Here is a 16,374-nt window from a genome sequence, read left to right on the forward strand (position 1 = left end):
CGTGTTCGTCCCCCTGCATGACGGCGTGCCGCTGCGCTTCATGCGGACCCCCTATGTGACCTATGGGTTGATCGCCGCCAGCGTCGCCATCTATCTCGCGCTCTGGTTCCAGCCGCAGCAGGACGGCCGACTCGCCGTCATGGCCGGCTTCGGAATGATCCCCTCCGTGCTGTTCGGCACGGCGCAATTGCCCGAGGGCCTCCTTCACCTGCCCCCCTGGCTGACCCTGTTCAGCAACATCCTGCTGCATGCCAATGTCGCGCATCTGCTCGGCAACATGCTTTTCCTCTGGGTCTTCGGCGACAATGTCGAGGATGCAATGGGTCATGCACGCTTCTTCGTCTTCTTCTTCCTCTGCGGGCTCGGCGGATCGGTCATCCATGCCGGCATGTATCCGGGATCGGAGCAGCCGCTGATCGGCGCCTCAGGCGCGATCTCTGGCGTCATCGCCTCCTATCTGATGCTCTACCCGCAGGTGCGGATCTGGGGCGTTGCCTTCAATTGGATCCCCATCCACGTTCCCGCGCTCTATGCGCTCGGCGGCTGGATCCTGCTGCAGGCGGGGTCGGCCCTGTTCCAGACGGACGGCAATGTCGGCTGGTGGGCCCATCTGGGCGGGCTTGCCACGGGCGCGGCGCTGACACCGCTCTTCATCCACCGCGATGTGCCGCTCTTCGGCCGCAAGCCCGCTCGTGGCTGAGGTCGGACCGTGCGCTTTTGCCTCTCCGTCCTGCCTTCTGACGCGTTGACAAGCGCGAAGGGCCATCGTTACGGTCCCGACGCATTCCGATGGCCGCGATGCCGCCATTCCTGCCGTCTTCGACGGCGCGGCGCGAGGCGCATCTCTTCTGAACGGTGATCTGACGATGAAGATCTTGGTGCCCGTGAAGCGGGTGGTCGACTACAATGTGAAGATCCGCGTGAAGGCGGACGGTTCGGGCGTCGAGCTCGCCAATGTGAAGATGTCGATGAACCCCTTCGACGAGATCGCCGTCGAAGAGGCGCTGCGGCTCAAGGAAGCGGGCAAGGCGACCGAAGTCATCGTCGTCTCGATCGGCCCGGCGCAGGCGGCGGAGACGATCCGCACGGGTCTTGCGATGGGCGCCGACCGCGGCATCCTGGTCAAGGTCGATGGCACGGTTGAGCCGCTCGCGGTCGCCAAGCTCCTGAAGAAGGTCGTCGAGCAGGAAAGCCCCGGCCTCGTCATCCTCGGCAAGCAGGCGATCGACGACGATTGCAACCAGACCGGCCAGATGCTCGCAGCGCTGCTGGGCTGGCCGCAGGGCACGTTTGCATCGAAGGTCGCGCTCGCCGCGGATAGCGTCGATGTCACCCGCGAGGTCGATGGCGGCCTGCAGACGGTGGCGCTCAAGCTGCCCGCGATCGTCACCACCGACCTGCGCCTGAACGAGCCGCGCTACGCTTCGCTGCCCAACATCATGAAGGCGAAGAAAAAGCCGCTCGACGAGACCACCGCCGAGACGCTCGGCGTCGACGTTGCCCCGCGCCTGAAGGTACTGAAGACGACCGAGCCGGCCGGCCGCTCCGCCGGCATCAAGGTGGCGAGCGCCGCCGAACTCGTCTCCAAGCTCAAGACTGCCGGGGTGATCTGATGACCACGCTCCTGATCGCCGAACACGACAGCACCTCGCTGAAGGACGCCACCGCCAAGGCCCTGACCGCCGCTCAGGCGCTGGGCGCGCCCGTCCACATCCTCGTCGCCGGCCAGGGCGCCAAGGCTGCCGCCGATGCGGCCGCCAAGCTCGCCGGCGTCGAGAAAGTGCTGCTGGCGGACGACGCGGCCTATGGCCACGCGCTCGCCGAGCCGCTTTCGGGCCTGATCGTCAAGCTTGCCGCCGGCTACGATGCCGTCATCGCGCCCTCGACCACCACCGGCAAGAACGTTCTGCCGCGCGTCGCCGCCCTGCTCGACGTGATGCAGGTCTCGGACGTCACCAAGGTCGTCTCGCCAGACACCTTCGAGCGCCCGGTCTATGCCGGCAACGCCATCCAGACCGTGCAGTCCGGCGAGGCGAAGAAGCTCCTCACCATCCGCACGGCCTCCTTCCCGGCTGCCGCCGAGGGCGGTTCGGCCCCGGTCGAGAGCGTCAGTGCTGCCGAGAACCCCGGCTCCTCCAGCTTCAAGGGTGAGGAAGTCGCGAAGTCCGATCGTCCCGAACTCGCCTCGGCCAAGATCATCATCTCGGGTGGCCGCGCGCTGGCTTCGGCCGAGAACTTCACCAAGGTGATCGAGCCTGTCGCCGACAAGCTCGGTGCTGCCATGGGTGCCTCGCGCGCAGCGGTCGATGCCGGCTACGCCCCCAACGACTGGCAGGTCGGCCAGACCGGTAAGGTGGTCGCGCCCGAGCTCTACATTGCGGTCGGCATTTCCGGCGCGATCCAGCATCTGGCGGGCATGAAGGACTCCAAGGTCATCGTCGCGATCAACAAGGACGAGGAGGCGCCGATCTTCCAGGTCGCCGATTACGGCCTCGTCGGCGATCTCTTCACGATCCTGCCGGAGCTCGAGCAAGAGCTCGCTAAGGCCGGCAAGTAAGCGACGGACCGCATTCCGGGCCGCCTCCAGGGCGGCCCGTTCCGCTCCTGCGGGAGCACGACAGAGATTATCCGGGATCAGACCATGGCGGACCACGCGATCAAGACGATCGGCATCATCGGGGCAGGCCAGATGGGCAACGGCATCGCCCATGTCGCGGCGGTAGCGGGCTTCGACATCAGGCTGCACGACCTCGCCGAGGATCGGATCAAGGCGGCTCTGGCCACCATCGACGGCAACATGGCCCGCCAGGTCTCCAAGGGCGCGCTCGCCGATGAAGAGCGCCGCGCGGCCGTCGGTAGGATTCTGCCGGCTGTCGATCTCGCCGATCTTGGCGCCTGCGATCTCGTGATCGAGGCCGCGACCGAGAACGAGGAGATCAAGCGCAAGATCTTCACCGCCGTCTGCCCACATCTGAGGCCCGATGCCATCCTGGCCTCCAACACCTCCTCGATCTCGATCACCCGGCTCGCCGCCGCAACGGACCGGCCCGAGCATTTCATCGGTATCCATTTCATGAACCCGGTGCCGCTGATGCAGCTCGTCGAGCTGATTCGCGGCATCGCGACCGACGACGGCACCTTCGAGCGCGCCAAGGACCTCGTCGACAAGCTGCACAAGACCGTCTCGGTCTCCGAGGACTTCCCGGCCTTCATCGTCAACCGCATCCTGCTGCCGATGATCAACGAGGCCGTCTATACCCTCTATGAGGGCGTCGGCTCCGTCGATGCGATCGACACCGCGATGCGGCTGGGCGCCAACCACCCGATGGGCCCGCTCCAGCTCGCCGATTTCATCGGCCTCGACACCTGTCTCTCGGTGATGCAGGTGCTTCATGACGGACTGGCCGATTCGAAGTACCGCCCCTGCCCGCTGCTGGTGAAATATGTCGAGGCTGGCTGGCTCGGCCGCAAGACCAAGCGGGGCTTCTACGATTATCGCGGCGAGAAGCCCGTTCCCACGCGTTGACGTTTTCACGCCGTTTTCGGGCGAGCGAAACGTAAATCCGGGCATCCGGGGCCCCGACGACGGTGGTTTCCACGATGCTCGGGCCCAGCCCGGGCATCACGGCAGGCACTCGGACGCCCGCTTGCTTTTCCCCGCTCTTCACATTCCTGTCGTCTCGCGCTTACATTCATCATCCGGCGGGATTCGTCCCGCCCGATGAAGCGGAGGTGCGACGAGTTTGACGGCGCATGTGATGCATCCGATGGCGTCGCCGGATAGTTGTCCGGCCCTCGTCCTGAACGCCGATTTCCGGCCGCTCAGTTACTATCCCTTGTCTCTCTGGAGCTGGCAGGACGCGATCAAGGCGGTCTTCATGGATCGCGTCAACATCGTCTCCGAATACGACACCGTCGTCCGCAGCCCCAGCTTCGACATGCGGCTGCCCTCCGTCGTCTCGTTGAAGTGCTATATCAAGCCCTCGCGGACGCCGGCCTTCACCCGCTTCAACGTCTTCCTGCGTGACCGATTCGCCTGCCAGTATTGCGGCGAGCGCGACGAACTGACGTTCGATCACGTCGTCCCGCGTTCAAAGGGCGGCATGACCACCTGGGAGAACGTCGTCGCCGCCTGTTCGCCCTGCAACCTGCGCAAGGGCGACAAGATGCCGGCCTCGGTCGAGATGTTCCCGGCGCAGAAGCCCTACGCACCGACGGTCAACGACCTGCACCGCAACGGCAAGCTCTTCCCGCCGAACTATCTCCACGAGAGCTGGCTCGACTATCTCTACTGGGATTCGGAACTGGAGCCGTAAGGCTCAAGCCTTCCGGGTCAGCCCGTAAGCTGCGAGCAGGAACAGCCCGGCGGAAGCCACGGCGTTCCAGCCGGCCAGCGACAGGCCGAGGAAGCGCCAGGCCGCCTCCGAGCAGGCGACAATGCGTGTCGTCTGCAGCGCCTTCATGAAATCCTGCACCCCGGCCGCAGCAGCCCCTGCCCCACCGCCGCAATCGTTCGGCCCGATGAACCAGCCCCATTCGACCCCGGCGTGGTAGACTCCGAGCCCGGTGCTCCAGGCCATCAGAACGGCCAGGCCCAGCAGCACGATCCATTGCAGCAGCGACGAGCGCGCCAGCACCAGGCCGGCCAATGCCAGGCCGATGGCGGCATAATGCGGCACGCGCTGCTCGAGGCAGAGCTTGCAGGGCGTGAGATGGATGACGAGCTCGAAGAACCAGGCGCCGCCGATCAGCGCGAGGCTCGCAAGGCCGATCAGCGCGATCAGCCTCTGCCTGCTGAGCAACGACTTCGGGGCAGAGCTGGCGAAGGCGGAAGCGGACATGGCTCGAGGCTCAGCAGGAGAACAGCTGGCCAGACCCTGCGATGAGCTTGAGGCCGAAATAAAGCAGGATCAGCACTGCCGCCCCCAGCACCGCGATCACTTTCAGGCGACGCTCGATGAAATGGCGGATGGCAGGGCCGTAGTTCCGTAGAAGCAGGGCCAGCGCGAAGAAGCGCGCGCCGCGCGCCAGCACGCAGGAGATGACGAAAAAAGTCAGGCCGATATGGACGGCGCCCGCCAGGATCGTCACCACCTTGATCGGCGGCAGATGCGCCAGACCCGAGGTCGTGAGCAGGATCAGCGTCGTGTCCGGCCCCGCACAGGCCCGCATCTGCTCGAAGGCGCCCAGCTTGCCGTAGAAGGCCAGTACCGGCTTCGCCAGCGCCTCGAAGGCGTAGTAGCCGAGCGCATAGCCGGCAATGCCGCCAAGCACGGAAAACAGCGTCGCCACGAAGGCGAAGCGCCAGGCCCGATCGGGCCGCGCCAGCGCCATCGGCACGAACAGCACATCGGCGGGGATCAGGAAGACGGAGCTCTCGACGAAGGCGACGATCGCGAGCCACAACTCCGCGCGCGGCCGGGCAGCGAGCGACAGGGTCCATTCATAGAGGCGCTTCAGCATGGCGCGCTCTAGAGCATGGCCCAGGCGAGGACGCAACGTCAGGCAGGTGCGTCTGGTTGAAAACGGAGCCGGCCCGCCTGGAGGATTCCGATGCCGAATGACAACGGGTCTCCTCGCATTCAGGATGGCACAGGGCTGATCTGCCGATTGACCGCCCTTGGCCGATCGCTATAGTCCGGCCGCCCGCAAGGGGCCCCTGTGGCGGAATTGGTAGACGCGCTCGACTCAAAATCGAGTTCCGCAAGGAGTGCTGGTTCGATCCCGGCCAGGGGCACCAAAGGCTCGTTCGCCGGCCAAATCGCTGCGTTGTCAGTTGAGCCGGGCGACCTTTCTCAGTGCCGTTCGCAGCTCGTCTGAAAGATCGTAGCGCCCCCAGCTAAACGGCCGCCAATGGCCCTTTGCAGACGTCGGGAGCGTCCGCTTTCTGCAATCTTGCTCGCGCGGCGAGCCGTCATGCCGGATCGAGCGTCAGCATGTCGCGCAGGCTCGCCTGGCGATAGTCATCGACCAGCACGTCCAGCCGGACGATCCAGATGCCATCCATGGGCAGGAACATGTCGAGAGGGGCGAATGCTCCCGAACCGTTTCGCGCGACGATCTTGCGGAAGGGCCCCAGGCCGAACGAGGGTTTCTCGACCGTCACGATCAGCTCCTTGGGGTTGATCCGAGCCGATCCGCGGCGGATCTCCTCGACGAACAGCCGGACCTTGCCGACCCGCGGCGGCCCCACGCGAAGCCGGGCGCTGAATTCCCCTTCGGCCAGCGAAAGCACGACATCGGGCATGGGCGCCGGTAGCGCGCGCGGCGGCACTGTGAAGCGCCAGAGGCCGACTGCGCCCAGGATTGCGAAGGACAGGACGGTCTCTGCCGTCACTGAGGTGGCCAGCCGGCGGCGTGCCGCTGAGTGGCCGGCAAGGGCTGTCGGCGTCAGCATCCTGTTGAAGCATGCAAGGGCCAGCACGCCCGCGAGCAGGCCGAGCTTGATCAGGAAGACCTGCCCATAGGCACTCTGCCAGAGCGCCGGGAGCGAGCCCAATTGGACGAGCGCGAGAGCAAGGCCCGATCCGAGCAGGATGGCGAGACCATAGGGGATAAACTCGCTGAAACGCCGCAGCGGAATGTCGAGCGCGTCCGGGCTCCTGCGCGAGAGGGAGGCGAGCGGTGGCAGAGCGCCGAGCCAGAGCGTCATCGCGGTCGCGTGCAGGAAAACGGCCGGCTGCATCAGCCAGCGGGGGGAAGCGAGCGCCGCGTGACCGCTCGCGGCAAAGGCGGCGCCCGACAGGCCGAGGGCTGTGAGCACGAAGGCTCTTGAGCGGGTGGCAACGCCGAAGCCGGCCGTCGCAAAGCCCAGCGCGACCAGAACTGCGCTCGTCCCCTGCGGCGTGCGCGAGAGCCCGGTCCACCAGATCGCCGGATCACCGAGGCGGGCGAGGTCCGCCCCGGCCAGGTCGAGGCCCTGAAGCCCGATGCTCGCCACCGCGCCCAATATGCCGACTGCGAGGAAACCGGCGCCGATCGCGCGCAGCCTGCCCGGCCATCGCCCGCCCGCGAGCAGCAGCACGAAGGCGGCGCTGCCGATCCCGAAGGCGGTTCCGCCGGCTACGGCAAGTCTCGCCAGCCAGAGCGCCCAGGCGACGGGCCGCGCGGTTCCGGACTCCGTGCCCGGCTCCGCCGAGACATGGCCGACCGAGAAGACGACCGCTCCGCCGATCGGATGTCCATCCTCCGAGACCGCGCGCCAGGACAGCACATGCGTGCCCTGCAGCGTGCTCCGTGGCAGCGCGAGCCGATGCGAGACGAGCCGGTCGGGCTGGGCCGCAGCGTCCCTGTGGCTTCCATCCGGCGCGGTCAGGCGCAGCGCCGTCAGCTCGGTCGCCTCGTCGAAGGTCAGGACGATCTCGCCGGGTGCCGCGTCGAGCAGCAGGCCGTCGGCAGGTTCGGACGAGATGAGCGAGCCGTGAGCACCTGCTTCACCAACCGGCAGCCATGTGAGGAACAGCGCCAGCAGGGCGATGCTGGCGCTCCGGAAGCGCATGGTGCCCGCAATCAGGACGGCTGGCCGATCAGCCGAAACGAAGGCGCAGGCGATTTGAGCGAGGCCGGCGCATTGCCGTCGGACGGGATCTCGATCCAGCGCTGGACCTTGTCTCCGCATTCCTGAACGATCGGGACATAGACCGGGCCAAGCGGCGCGGTCTTGGCCGTCGAGACCCAGAGCACGAACTCGTCGTAGCTGGCATCCCCGAGCACGCCTGTCCAGGAAACCTCCTGCGGCGCCGTCGCATCATCGTGTCCGTGCCCGCCGCCGGCAGCCGCGCCCTTGGCCGTCACCACATCGAGCGTCCAGCCGGGCTTCGGCTGCGGCTTTGCCGAGCGGAAGGCCTCGGGGATGCGCGCGCGCAGCTTGGTCGTCGCGGCGCCGGAGCAGCCATGGGGCACCCGCAGCACGAGCTTGAAGGAGGCGCCGGCGACGGCCTCCCTGTTCTCGAGGGTGACATGGGCGCTGGCCGCCGAGAGCGGCAGCAGCAACGCGACAGGGAGCAGGGCAAGGCGCGTCAGCGCGGTCATCAGCATATCTCCTTGGATCGGATGGGGCCGCTCACCAGCTCTTGGCGAGGCCGAGATGGCCGAGCGCTTCGCGGCGAAGCTCTGCCAGGCGCGGATCGCCGCGATGGCGGGGATAGGGCAGGTCGACATCGATCGTCGCGACGATCCGGGCCGGACGTGGGCCGAACACGATCACGCGCTGGCTCAGGAACAGGGCTTCCTCGACATCGTGGGTGACGAGCAGCGCGGTCAGCCCCGTGCGACGCCAGATCGCGACCAGCTCTTCCTGCATCGCGAGGCGCGTCAGCGAGTCGAGCTTGCCCAGCGGCTCGTCCAGCAGCAGCAGCCGCGGATCGTTCACCAGCGCCCGCGCCAGCGAGACGCGCTGCGCCATGCCGCCGGAAAGCTGATGCGGATACGCTGACGAGAAGCCGTCCAGCCCGACGGTGCGGATGACCTCGTCGATCCGCGCGCCGTCCGCCTTGGCGGTGCCGCGGGCCTCGGGCCCGAGCGCGACGTTGTCGCGCACGCTTCGCCAGGGAAACAGCGTCGGATCCTGGAAGACGAGGATACGCGACGGGTCCGGACGCCCGACCGGAAGATCGTCGACGAGGAGCTGCCCCTCGGACGGATGGTCGAGCCCCGCCAGCAGCCGCAGCAGTGTCGACTTCCCGCAGCCAGAGGGGCCGATCAGCGCCGTGAACGAGCCGGGCTCCACCGAGAAGCTCACCTGGTCGAGGACGGGCAGCGGCTTTCCGTCAAGGACGAAGCGATGCGAGACATCCCGGATGTCGATGCCGAAGCCGGAAGCCGTCTCGGCCTCCGGGCGGCGCAGGGCGGCAGCGGCTACCATCTGACCATCCCCTTCTGCCAGGAGAGCAGCCGGTCGCGGACCCGGAACAGCACCGTGATCAACGTCGAGCAGGCGAGCGCCATCACCAGCAGCGCGGCGTAGAGATTGGCATAGGCGCCCCAGCCCTGAGCCCAGCTCAGATACCAGCCGAGCCCGGACTTCACGCCCAGCATCTCCGCGACGACCAGCACGGCGAAGGAGGAACCGAGCCCCATGAACAGGCCGACGAAGAGATGCGGGAGCGCCGCCGGCACCGCGACCTTGAGGATCAGAAAGCGCTCGCTGGCGCCGAGCGTACGGGCGATGTCGTAATAGTCGCGGTTGACGCTGGCGATGCCCGACCATGTCAGCACCGCGACCGGGAAAGCGCTGGCTAGCGCGATCACGAAGACGCTGGCGCTGGCGCTCGTCGGGAAGACGAAGAAGATGATAGGCAGCCAGGCGGTCGCCGGCACCGGGCCGATCAGCCTCAGGACCGGGTGGATCCAGTAGCCGGCACGGCGCCACCATCCCATGGCGAGGCCGATCGAGAAGCCGGCGAGCGCCCCGAAGAAGAAGCCGCGCACCAGCAGCCAGCCTGAAGCGCCCAGGCTGTCGAGCAGACGCGGCCAATCGTCGACATAGACCTCGACGAGCGCCTGCGGTGAGGGAAAGAAGGGCAGTGGCAGGCGGCCCGTCTTGGCGGTCACGACCTCCCAGAGGCCGAGGAAGAGCCCGAGCGCGATCGCCCAGGGACCGGCATTGCGCAACCGCTGCCCGATCCGGCCCGGCGCGCCGCTGACGGCCCCGACGAGCAGGACCGCGGCGACGGCCGCGCAGATCCAGGCGAAGGCGTCGCCATAGGGCAAGGGGATGACCTCCCGCCACAGCACCGTCAGCGCCGCCACGCCCAGCCAGACGGCTGCGCCGACGAGGCCCGTTCCCCACCAGGCAGCGAACGGCCAGCGGATTCCGCTGGTCGCCCCCTCCCGTTCGAATGCGATTCCGGCGCCGCTCATGCGCTTTCCCCTCAGGCCGAGAATACGTCGGCATAGACCTTCTCGGCGAAGGTCTTCGGATCGGTGGATGCCTTGAAGACGCGCACCGCGCGCAGCTCCTCGGCGTAGAGCGCGAGCTCGCGCTTCAGCTCGTTGCCGACGGGCCGGTGGTTATGCGTCTGGCCCTTGAGGATGCCGATGATGTCCTCGGGCGTGACGTGCTTCGGCGCGAAGCGGGCGAAGGAGTGGCCGGCATCTTCCGGCTTGGCCACGGTCCAGTCATGCGCTTCCAGAACGGCCCGGTTCAGCGCCGTGGCGATCTTCGGGTCGTCGCGCACCAGGCTGCCGCGCACGCCGATGATGCAGCAGACGCGATTTTCGAAGCCGTGGTCGAGATTGGACGCGATCTGCACCCAGCCGCCGCGCTTCAACCAGAGATAGGCGTTGGGATCGCCGTCGGCGACGGCATGGACCTCGCCCTTCTCGGCCGCGATCGGCAGGGCGGCGATCGGATATTGCCGCCATTCGACGTCGCGGACCGGATCGAGCCCTTCCTTGTGGAGCAGGATGGAGAAGAAGTGCTTGCCCGGGCTGTTGAGGTCGGTGATGCCGATGGTCTTGCCCTTGAGGTCCGCGAGCGTGCGCAGATTCGTGGATTCCAGCGCGACGAGCCGCGAGCAGCCGCCGTGGGAACCGGCCGTGATCTTGACATCGAAGCCGGCTTCCAGCGCCTTGAGCCAGCGCAGCGCCATGCCGACGCCGGCATCCGCCTTGCCGGTGGCGAGCGCTTCCAGCAGGTTCTCCGTTGGGCCGCCGAAGTCGATCAGCTCCACGTCCAGCCCGTATTTTTCGTAGAGCCCCTTGTCCTTGGCGAGATAGACCGGCGACAGGCAGGGCGCGACGGAGTTGGTCGCGAATTTGATCTTGGTCAGCTTGCCCGCCGCGGGCTGGGCCCGGCTTTGGCCCGCGGCCAGGGCGCCGAGCGGGAGGGCAAGGCCGCCGAGGGCTGCCCCGCGAAGAAGCGTGCGCCTGTCGAGTCCGTGGCGATCTGTTTCGGTGGCTGCTTCGGTCATGGCTGGTCGCTCCGGTCTATGATCGTTCGGGAAAGGCTTCAGGCGACGGCGCGCTGCGCTTCGCGGGCAGCGACGAGGGCGCGCACGCGCGGGATCAGCTCCTGGCCGTACTGGACCGCGTCGGTGACCGGATCGAAGCCGCGGATCAGGATGCTGGTGACGCCGAGGTCGTAGTAGTCGAGGATCGCGTCGGCGACCTGGTCTGGCGTGCCGACGAGCGAGGTGGAGTTGCCCCGCGCGCCGGTCAGCGCCGCAAGCCCGGTCCAGAGCCGCTTGTCCAGGCGTGTGCCCTTGGCGGCCGCCTCCAGCAGCCGGCGCGAACCCTCGTTCTCCGGCCCTGCCGGCTTGCGCACGAAGCCGGTCTTCTCGATCCGCGCCTTCGCGGCTTCGAGGATGGCGTCGGCCTTCGCCCAAGCCTGCTCTTCCGTGTCGGCCAGGATCGGCCGCAGCGACAGGCTGAAGCGTGGCTTGCGCCCATGGGCAGCGGCGGCGTTGCGCACCCGGGCGATGAGTTCGCGCACCTGATCATGGGTCTCGCCCCACAGCGCGTAAATGTCGGCATGCCGGCCGGCGACCTTGATCGCGGCCTCGGAGGCGCCGCCGAAATAGACCGGGATCGAGCCCGAGAACGGCTTCACCTCCGAGAAGGCGCGGCGCAGCTTGTAGTAGGTGCCGTCATGGTCGAAGGGCTCGGGGCTCGTCCATTCGCGCCGGACGATGTCGAGATACTCGCTGGCGCGGGCATAGCGCTCGTCCTTGGTGAGGTGGTCGCCATCCTGCGCCAGCTCAGCATCGTCGCCGCCCGTGATGATATGGACCGCGACGCGCCCCTCCGTGATGTGGTCGAGCGTGGCGAGCTGGCGGGCGGCGATCGTCGGCGTCGTGAAGCCGGGGCGATGCGCGATCATCAGCTTGAGGTCGCGGGTCACCGAGGCGACATGCTGGCCGACCAGGATGCTCTCGGGCGAGGTCGAGTGGAAGGCCAGCAGGACGCGGTCGAAGCCGCCATATTCCTGCGCCTTCGCGAGCGTCTCGATATAGTTGAGGTCGACGACGGGGCCTGAACGGACGACCGTTTCCGAGGCGCGGAAATTGCCGACGAAGCCGATGAATTCGATGCTCATTGTGCTGCACCTTTCGTGTCGGGTGTGAGAGCGATGCGGCCTGCCTGCTGACGGGCGCTGTCTTCCTGGGGGGAGTGGATGCGTCCGCAGAGGACGTTGCGGTAATGCCGCTCCAGCGGATTGGAGCGGCTGACGCCGTGATTGCCGCTGAGCTTCAGCGCGATCTCGGTGGCGGCGATGGCGTTCTCGGTGACGGTGAGCTTGATCAGCGCGGCTTCGCTGGCGGAGAGGTATTCGCCGGCATCCGCCTCGGCTGCCACGGAGCGCAGCAACCGGCGATTGACGGCGAGCTTCTCCTCGATCTCCCCGACCGCTTGCTGGATGCGCGGCAGGCTCGCGAGCGTATCGCCGAGATTGCTCGGCCGGCGCGCGTTCAGGAAACCGGTCAGCCAGTTGCGGGCAGCGCGCGCCACCCCGTCGTAGATGGCCGGCACCAGCAGCGCATGGAGCACCGCCTGCGCGCCCTCTGGTGGCCCCCATCCCTGTGGCAGGCGGATATCCGCTGCATGATCGGCCGGAACCTCGACCCCGTCGAAGACGACGTCGTCGCTCGCCGTGGCGCGCATGCCGAGCTGGTCCCAGCTCGGCTCGATGCGGATGCCCCGGGCGGCCATCGGCACGAGGAAGCCGCCGACACGCGGCTCATCCTCGTCGGTGCGCGCCCAGACCCAGGCCCAGCTCAATCCCGCCGCGCCGGTAGAATAGATCTTCCGGCCGGAGATGCGCCAGCCATCCGCGGTCCGTGCGGCGGTCGTGGCCGGCAGCCCGCCGCGCAGTGGTGTGCCGAGATCGGGCTCGACCCGCAGCGCATTGATCAGCGCGCCGTCCTCGACGGCGCTCGCGACGACCTTCTCGACCAGATGCGACGGGGCGCGGCTGCGCAACAACGTCCTGAGATGGATGTACTGCATCGACAGGATGAGAGCCGTGGACGGCTCCGCCTCGGCGATCGCCCCGATGACCTGATAGACATCGAGAAAGCCGGCATCCCTTCCCCCGAGTGTCCTCGGCGCGGTCAGTGCGCTGAGCCCGGCACGATGCACCCGCGCGATGTTCTCGGCAGGGAAGGCGCCCGAGCGGTCAAGTGCGGCTGCGTTCTCCGCGATCTCCGCAGCCACCAGCCTGGCGCGTTCGAGCAGGGTCGGAACGGGGTTCACCGCAGCCGCCTCATTCCGCCGCAAGGAGTCGTGCGGTGCTTCCCGCTTCCGGCAGCAGGCGCCCGGCCTCCACGATGCTCTGGTCGATGCGCTGCCGGACCTGCGCGGACACGATGCGCCCCTCCTCGAAGTCGCGATCGGTTGCGTAGATTCCGGTCGGGGCGGTATGCGCGGCGAAGAAGCCGAACAGTGGCCGCAACTGGTGCTCGATGATCAGCGCGTGGCGGTCGCTGCCGCCCGTCGCCGTCAGGATGATCGGCTTGCCCGCCAGAGTGGTCGGATCGAGCAGGTCGATCAGATGCTTGAACAGTCCAGTATAACTGCCCTTGTAGGTCGGCGAGCCGATGACGAGCAGATCCGCTGCCAGGATCGCGTCGACGACGGCCCGCGCACCGGCGCCCAGCTCGTCGAGCCGGCGCGCCGAGCCCAGCGAGGGGGCCAGATCCTCGAGATCGTGCACGGTCGGTTCAAGCAGGAGCCGGTCGGCCGCCGCCACGGTTACCGCCTCGACGAGGGACCGCGTCCGCGAAGGCCGCGCAAGGTTTCCCGAGAATCCCGCGATCGTTCGCAGAGCCATTCCGTCACCTCCAGCACGAGCGCACCGTCTGCGGCGCGCCGTCGAAACACAGCCCGATCGGTGCCGTTTTCGACCCCTTAATGCGACGCTGTATCGTTCGTTATGTCAAACAGAATGTTCTTTTAAAGATATGGCACGACGAAGGAAGCTGTGCTGTTCCGGGTGGCGCCGATGGCATGGGCATCTAGGGATGCCGGGTATTCGGAGATCACCGATCTGAGTGTTTTAGAATATCTTTGTTCTCAGAATGCGAGGTAGAGTAATTAAATTTGCAGAATATCTGATCTGTAGCCGATAAGGTTCGTTTTCGGCCAATCTACAGATCGTGCCACCCAGTTGGTAATAGTAAAGTCCGGACATTCTTCTCAAAGCGTCCTGACATGATATGCAAAGGGCAGCGGATAAGCATTCAATTCAGGAGAACGCCATGGGCGCCGAGGACCATCACCATCATCACCACCATGGCGAGGCGCGCACTCATGACCCGGCCCCCGCCGAGCCCCGCTGGAAATATGACGGCGTGCGCGTAATCGAGGGCGACCAGCTCGATCCCAACACGGCGCAGACGCCCGGCATGTTCCGTCAGGCCGCGATCAACCACGCCCGCGTCGGCGCCCAGAAGATCTGGGCCGGCACGGTGGCGATCGAGCCAGATGCGAAGACGGGCGTCCATCATCATGGCCCGCTCGAAAGCGTGATCTATGTCGTACGTGGCCGCGCAAGGCTGCGCTGGGGCGAAAGGCTCGAATTTGTCGCGGAGGCGGGTCCGGGCGATTTCATCTACGTCCCACCCTACGTCCCGCATCAGGAGATCAACGCCAAGCCGGATGAGACGCTCGAATGTGTCCTGGTCCGTTCGGACAACGAGGCCGTGGTCGTGAACATCACCGATGTCGATCCGATCGAGAAGCCGGAATCCGTTTATTGGATCGATCCGATCCATCGTCATCCGGGCTGAACTGATCCGCTGAATGTCCTGAATGCAGAGGCTGCCATGAAGAGACTGACCCTCGCCCTGTTCCTGAGCGTCGTGGCCGCGAGCCCCGCCTTCGCCCATCTCAACCCGGCCGAGCACGGTTCCTTCGTCGCCGGCTTCTCGCATCCGCTCTTCGGCGCTGACCACATTCTGGCGATGGTCGGCGTCGGCCTCTGGGCCTTCCTCGTCGGCGGCCGAGCCGTCTGGGCGATCCCCACCGCCTTCGTCGCCACGATGATGCTCGGCTGCGCCGCGGCGCTTGCCGGCATCGGCCTGCCCTTCGTCGAGCCGGTGATCGGGGCCTCTGTGGTGGTGCTCGGCTTGCTGGCACTGATCGCGCTGCAGGTGCCGACGCCGGTCGGCATGGCGGTCGTCGGCTTCTTCGCCCTGTTCCATGGCTATGCCCATGGCGGCGAGCTCGGCGAGGCGACGAGCGCCCCCTTCATGATCGGCTTCGCGCTGGCGACGGGCCTGCTGCATGCGGTCGGTGTCGGCATCGGCTTTGCCGGCAATGCGCTCTCGCATCGTGGGCGGATCGCGGCGCGCATCGCCGGCGGGCTGACAGCACTGGGCGGGCTCTGGCTGGTGGCGGGAGCCTGAGCCGCATAAGCGCGCATGGGCCTTGCGCGCTCCCGCTGCAATCTAGGCGACTGATCCATCTCGGCCTGGAAGTTGAAACGGCCGATTTCGGCCAGTGCTTGTCAGTTGACGCGGTGGGTAGATTCCAATTTATCCGACATCGGACGCTTGGGAAAGCTTATATGTAGTAGAATACCGCTGATCTAATATTCCGCGATTCCATGTAGATCAGGATTATAATTCTTTTCGAGAACCGAAATACATAATTAAATTCTATTGACGACCTCAGACTATATGTCGAACATGATCGAATTCTAATCTAGAGATCATGGCAATGTCGTCGCTCAACGAGAAATTCCGGCAACTCGAAGCCGAGCGTGAAACGAGCTGGTCGCCTGAAGCGCTGCGGATCAATCGCGAGCAGCGCCAGAGGCTGGTGGCCGAGCTCGGCGACAGGGGCCGGGTGCAGGTCGGCGACGCGATCGGCCAGGCGGCGCTGATCGATGTGACTGACGGAGCCGTTGCGCTGGATCGGCTTCATGCTGACGGGCCGCTGGTGCTGATCTTCTTTCGCTTCGCCGGCTGCCCCGCCTGCAATATCGCCCTGCCGCATTATGACAGGGAGCTGGCGCCGGGTGTGCGCGCCCGCGGAGCGCGGCTGGTCGCGGTCAGCCCACAGGTCCCGGAGCGGCTTGTCGAGATCCGGGAGCGGCACGGGCTCTCCTTCGCAGTCGCTTCCGACCCGGGCAACGCGCTCGCGGCGCGCCTCGGCGTCACCTACGAATATGACGGGGCCTCGCGTGCAGCCGCCACCGCGGCAGGCAGGCCGATCGGCGACGTGACCGGGACCGGCACATGGGAACTGCCCATGCCGTCTGTGCTGGTCATCGACCGCGAGGGCATCGTCCGCTTCGCCGAGATCAGCCCGGGCTGGATGGACCGTACGGAGGCAGGAGCGATCCTGTCGGCGCTCGATGCGCTTGCGTCCCGAGCCCGCCAGGTCGCCTGACCCAACATCCCCGCATTGCCGACGATTTTTCAGGAGCAC

At 66.7% G+C, this 16,374-nt stretch carries 18 protein-coding genes and 1 tRNA gene; 9 read left to right on the top strand and 10 right to left on the bottom strand.

Going from position 1 to position 16,374, the window contains the following annotated elements; genetic code table 11:
* Position 1: 1 nt before the first annotated feature.
* The 5 genes from BoBH3_RS01930 to BoBH3_RS01950 all read left to right on the top strand — a co-directional run bounded on the left by BoBH3_RS01930 (position 2) and on the right by BoBH3_RS01950 (position 4,316).
* Positions 2-700: a rhomboid family intramembrane serine protease gene (locus tag BoBH3_RS01930; RefSeq protein ID WP_262329067.1), complete on the top strand. Its 699-nt coding sequence runs from the start codon at positions 2-4 to the stop codon at positions 698-700.
* 166 nt (positions 701-866) lie between these two features.
* A complete protein-coding gene (locus BoBH3_RS01935) occupies positions 867-1,613 on the top strand; it encodes an electron transfer flavoprotein subunit beta/FixA family protein (protein ID WP_262329068.1) in 747 nt (248 codons plus the stop codon).
* Positions 1,613-2,557, top strand: a complete 945-nt coding sequence (locus BoBH3_RS01940) for an electron transfer flavoprotein subunit alpha/FixB family protein (RefSeq protein ID WP_262329069.1) — start codon at positions 1,613-1,615, stop codon at positions 2,555-2,557. Before BoBH3_RS01935 ends, BoBH3_RS01940 begins: the two co-directional genes overlap by 1 nt.
* Before the next feature lie 84 nt (positions 2,558-2,641).
* The gene (locus BoBH3_RS01945) at positions 2,642-3,526 is read left to right on the top strand and encodes a 3-hydroxybutyryl-CoA dehydrogenase (protein WP_262329070.1); all 885 of its coding nucleotides are present in this window, start codon (positions 2,642-2,644) and stop codon (positions 3,524-3,526) included.
* A gap of 232 nt (positions 3,527-3,758) precedes the next feature.
* A complete protein-coding gene (locus BoBH3_RS01950; RefSeq protein ID WP_262329071.1) occupies positions 3,759-4,316 on the top strand; it encodes an HNH endonuclease in 558 nt (185 codons plus the stop codon).
* Positions 4,317-4,319: 3 nt separating this feature from the next.
* Here BoBH3_RS01950 and BoBH3_RS01955 read toward each other — a convergent pair whose 3' ends face one another.
* Together BoBH3_RS01955 and BoBH3_RS01960 are read right to left on the bottom strand one after the other, a co-directional pair.
* Positions 4,320-4,841: a disulfide bond formation protein B gene (locus BoBH3_RS01955; RefSeq protein ID WP_262329072.1), complete on the bottom strand. Its 522-nt coding sequence runs from the start codon at positions 4,839-4,841 to the stop codon at positions 4,320-4,322.
* Positions 4,842-4,851: 10 nt separating this feature from the next.
* Positions 4,852-5,463, bottom strand: a complete 612-nt coding sequence (locus tag BoBH3_RS01960; protein ID WP_262329073.1) for a YqaA family protein — start codon at positions 5,461-5,463, stop codon at positions 4,852-4,854.
* A 192-nt stretch (positions 5,464-5,655) separates the two neighbouring features.
* Between BoBH3_RS01960 and BoBH3_RS01965 the strand changes: the two genes are divergently transcribed.
* Positions 5,656-5,740: transfer RNA gene (locus tag BoBH3_RS01965), tRNA-Leu, on the top strand.
* A 174-nt stretch (positions 5,741-5,914) separates the two neighbouring features.
* Here the strand turns inward: BoBH3_RS01965 and BoBH3_RS01970 are convergent.
* The 8 genes from BoBH3_RS01970 to msuE are packed head-to-tail and all read right to left on the bottom strand — an operon-like array spanning position 5,915 to position 13,771.
* A complete protein-coding gene (locus BoBH3_RS01970; RefSeq protein ID WP_262329074.1) occupies positions 5,915-7,498 on the bottom strand; it encodes a copper resistance CopC/CopD family protein in 1,584 nt (527 codons plus the stop codon).
* Positions 7,499-7,509: 11 nt separating this feature from the next.
* Positions 7,510-8,031, bottom strand: a complete 522-nt coding sequence (locus tag BoBH3_RS01975) for a YcnI family copper-binding membrane protein (protein WP_262329075.1) — start codon at positions 8,029-8,031, stop codon at positions 7,510-7,512.
* A 31-nt stretch (positions 8,032-8,062) separates the two neighbouring features.
* Positions 8,063-8,863, bottom strand: a complete 801-nt coding sequence (locus BoBH3_RS01980) for an ABC transporter ATP-binding protein (protein ID WP_262329076.1) — start codon at positions 8,861-8,863, stop codon at positions 8,063-8,065.
* Entirely contained in the window at positions 8,857-9,861 is a 1,005-nt protein-coding gene (locus BoBH3_RS01985) for an ABC transporter permease (RefSeq protein WP_262329077.1), read from the bottom strand. The genes BoBH3_RS01980 and BoBH3_RS01985 overlap by 7 nt, the downstream gene beginning before the upstream one ends.
* An 11-nt stretch (positions 9,862-9,872) precedes the next feature.
* Positions 9,873-10,913: an ABC transporter substrate-binding protein gene (locus BoBH3_RS01990; protein ID WP_262329078.1), complete on the bottom strand. Its 1,041-nt coding sequence runs from the start codon at positions 10,911-10,913 to the stop codon at positions 9,873-9,875.
* A 38-nt stretch (positions 10,914-10,951) separates the two neighbouring features.
* A complete protein-coding gene (locus BoBH3_RS01995) occupies positions 10,952-12,037 on the bottom strand; it encodes an LLM class flavin-dependent oxidoreductase (RefSeq protein ID WP_262329079.1) in 1,086 nt (361 codons plus the stop codon).
* Complete coding sequence (locus BoBH3_RS02000; RefSeq protein ID WP_262329080.1) at positions 12,034-13,194, bottom strand: acyl-CoA dehydrogenase family protein; 1,161 nt, start codon at positions 13,192-13,194, stop codon at positions 12,034-12,036. Before BoBH3_RS02000 ends, BoBH3_RS01995 begins: the two co-directional genes overlap by 4 nt.
* 10 nt (positions 13,195-13,204) lie before the next feature.
* A complete protein-coding gene (msuE, locus tag BoBH3_RS02005) occupies positions 13,205-13,771 on the bottom strand; it encodes an FMN reductase (RefSeq protein WP_262329081.1) in 567 nt (188 codons plus the stop codon).
* Positions 13,772-14,198: 427 nt separating this feature from the next.
* On the opposite strand from msuE, the gene BoBH3_RS02010 reads away from it, so the two are divergent.
* The 3 genes from BoBH3_RS02010 to BoBH3_RS02020 all read left to right on the top strand — a co-directional run bounded on the left by BoBH3_RS02010 (position 14,199) and on the right by BoBH3_RS02020 (position 16,335).
* Positions 14,199-14,729: a cupin domain-containing protein gene (locus tag BoBH3_RS02010; protein ID WP_262329082.1), complete on the top strand. Its 531-nt coding sequence runs from the start codon at positions 14,199-14,201 to the stop codon at positions 14,727-14,729.
* A gap of 36 nt (positions 14,730-14,765) precedes the next feature.
* Positions 14,766-15,347, top strand: coding sequence for a HupE/UreJ family protein (locus BoBH3_RS02015; protein ID WP_262329083.1), 582 nt, complete (start codon positions 14,766-14,768; stop codon positions 15,345-15,347).
* Positions 15,348-15,660: 313 nt separating this feature from the next.
* Positions 15,661-16,335 carry a peroxiredoxin-like family protein gene (locus tag BoBH3_RS02020; RefSeq protein ID WP_262329084.1) on the top strand — a complete coding sequence of 225 codons (675 nt, stop codon included), beginning with the start codon at positions 15,661-15,663 and terminating at the stop codon, positions 16,333-16,335.
* Positions 16,336-16,374: the final 39 nt, after the last annotated feature.

This window comes from Allobosea sp. BH3 (assembly GCF_025499465.1).
Taxonomy (GTDB): domain Bacteria; phylum Pseudomonadota; class Alphaproteobacteria; order Rhizobiales; family Beijerinckiaceae; genus Allobosea.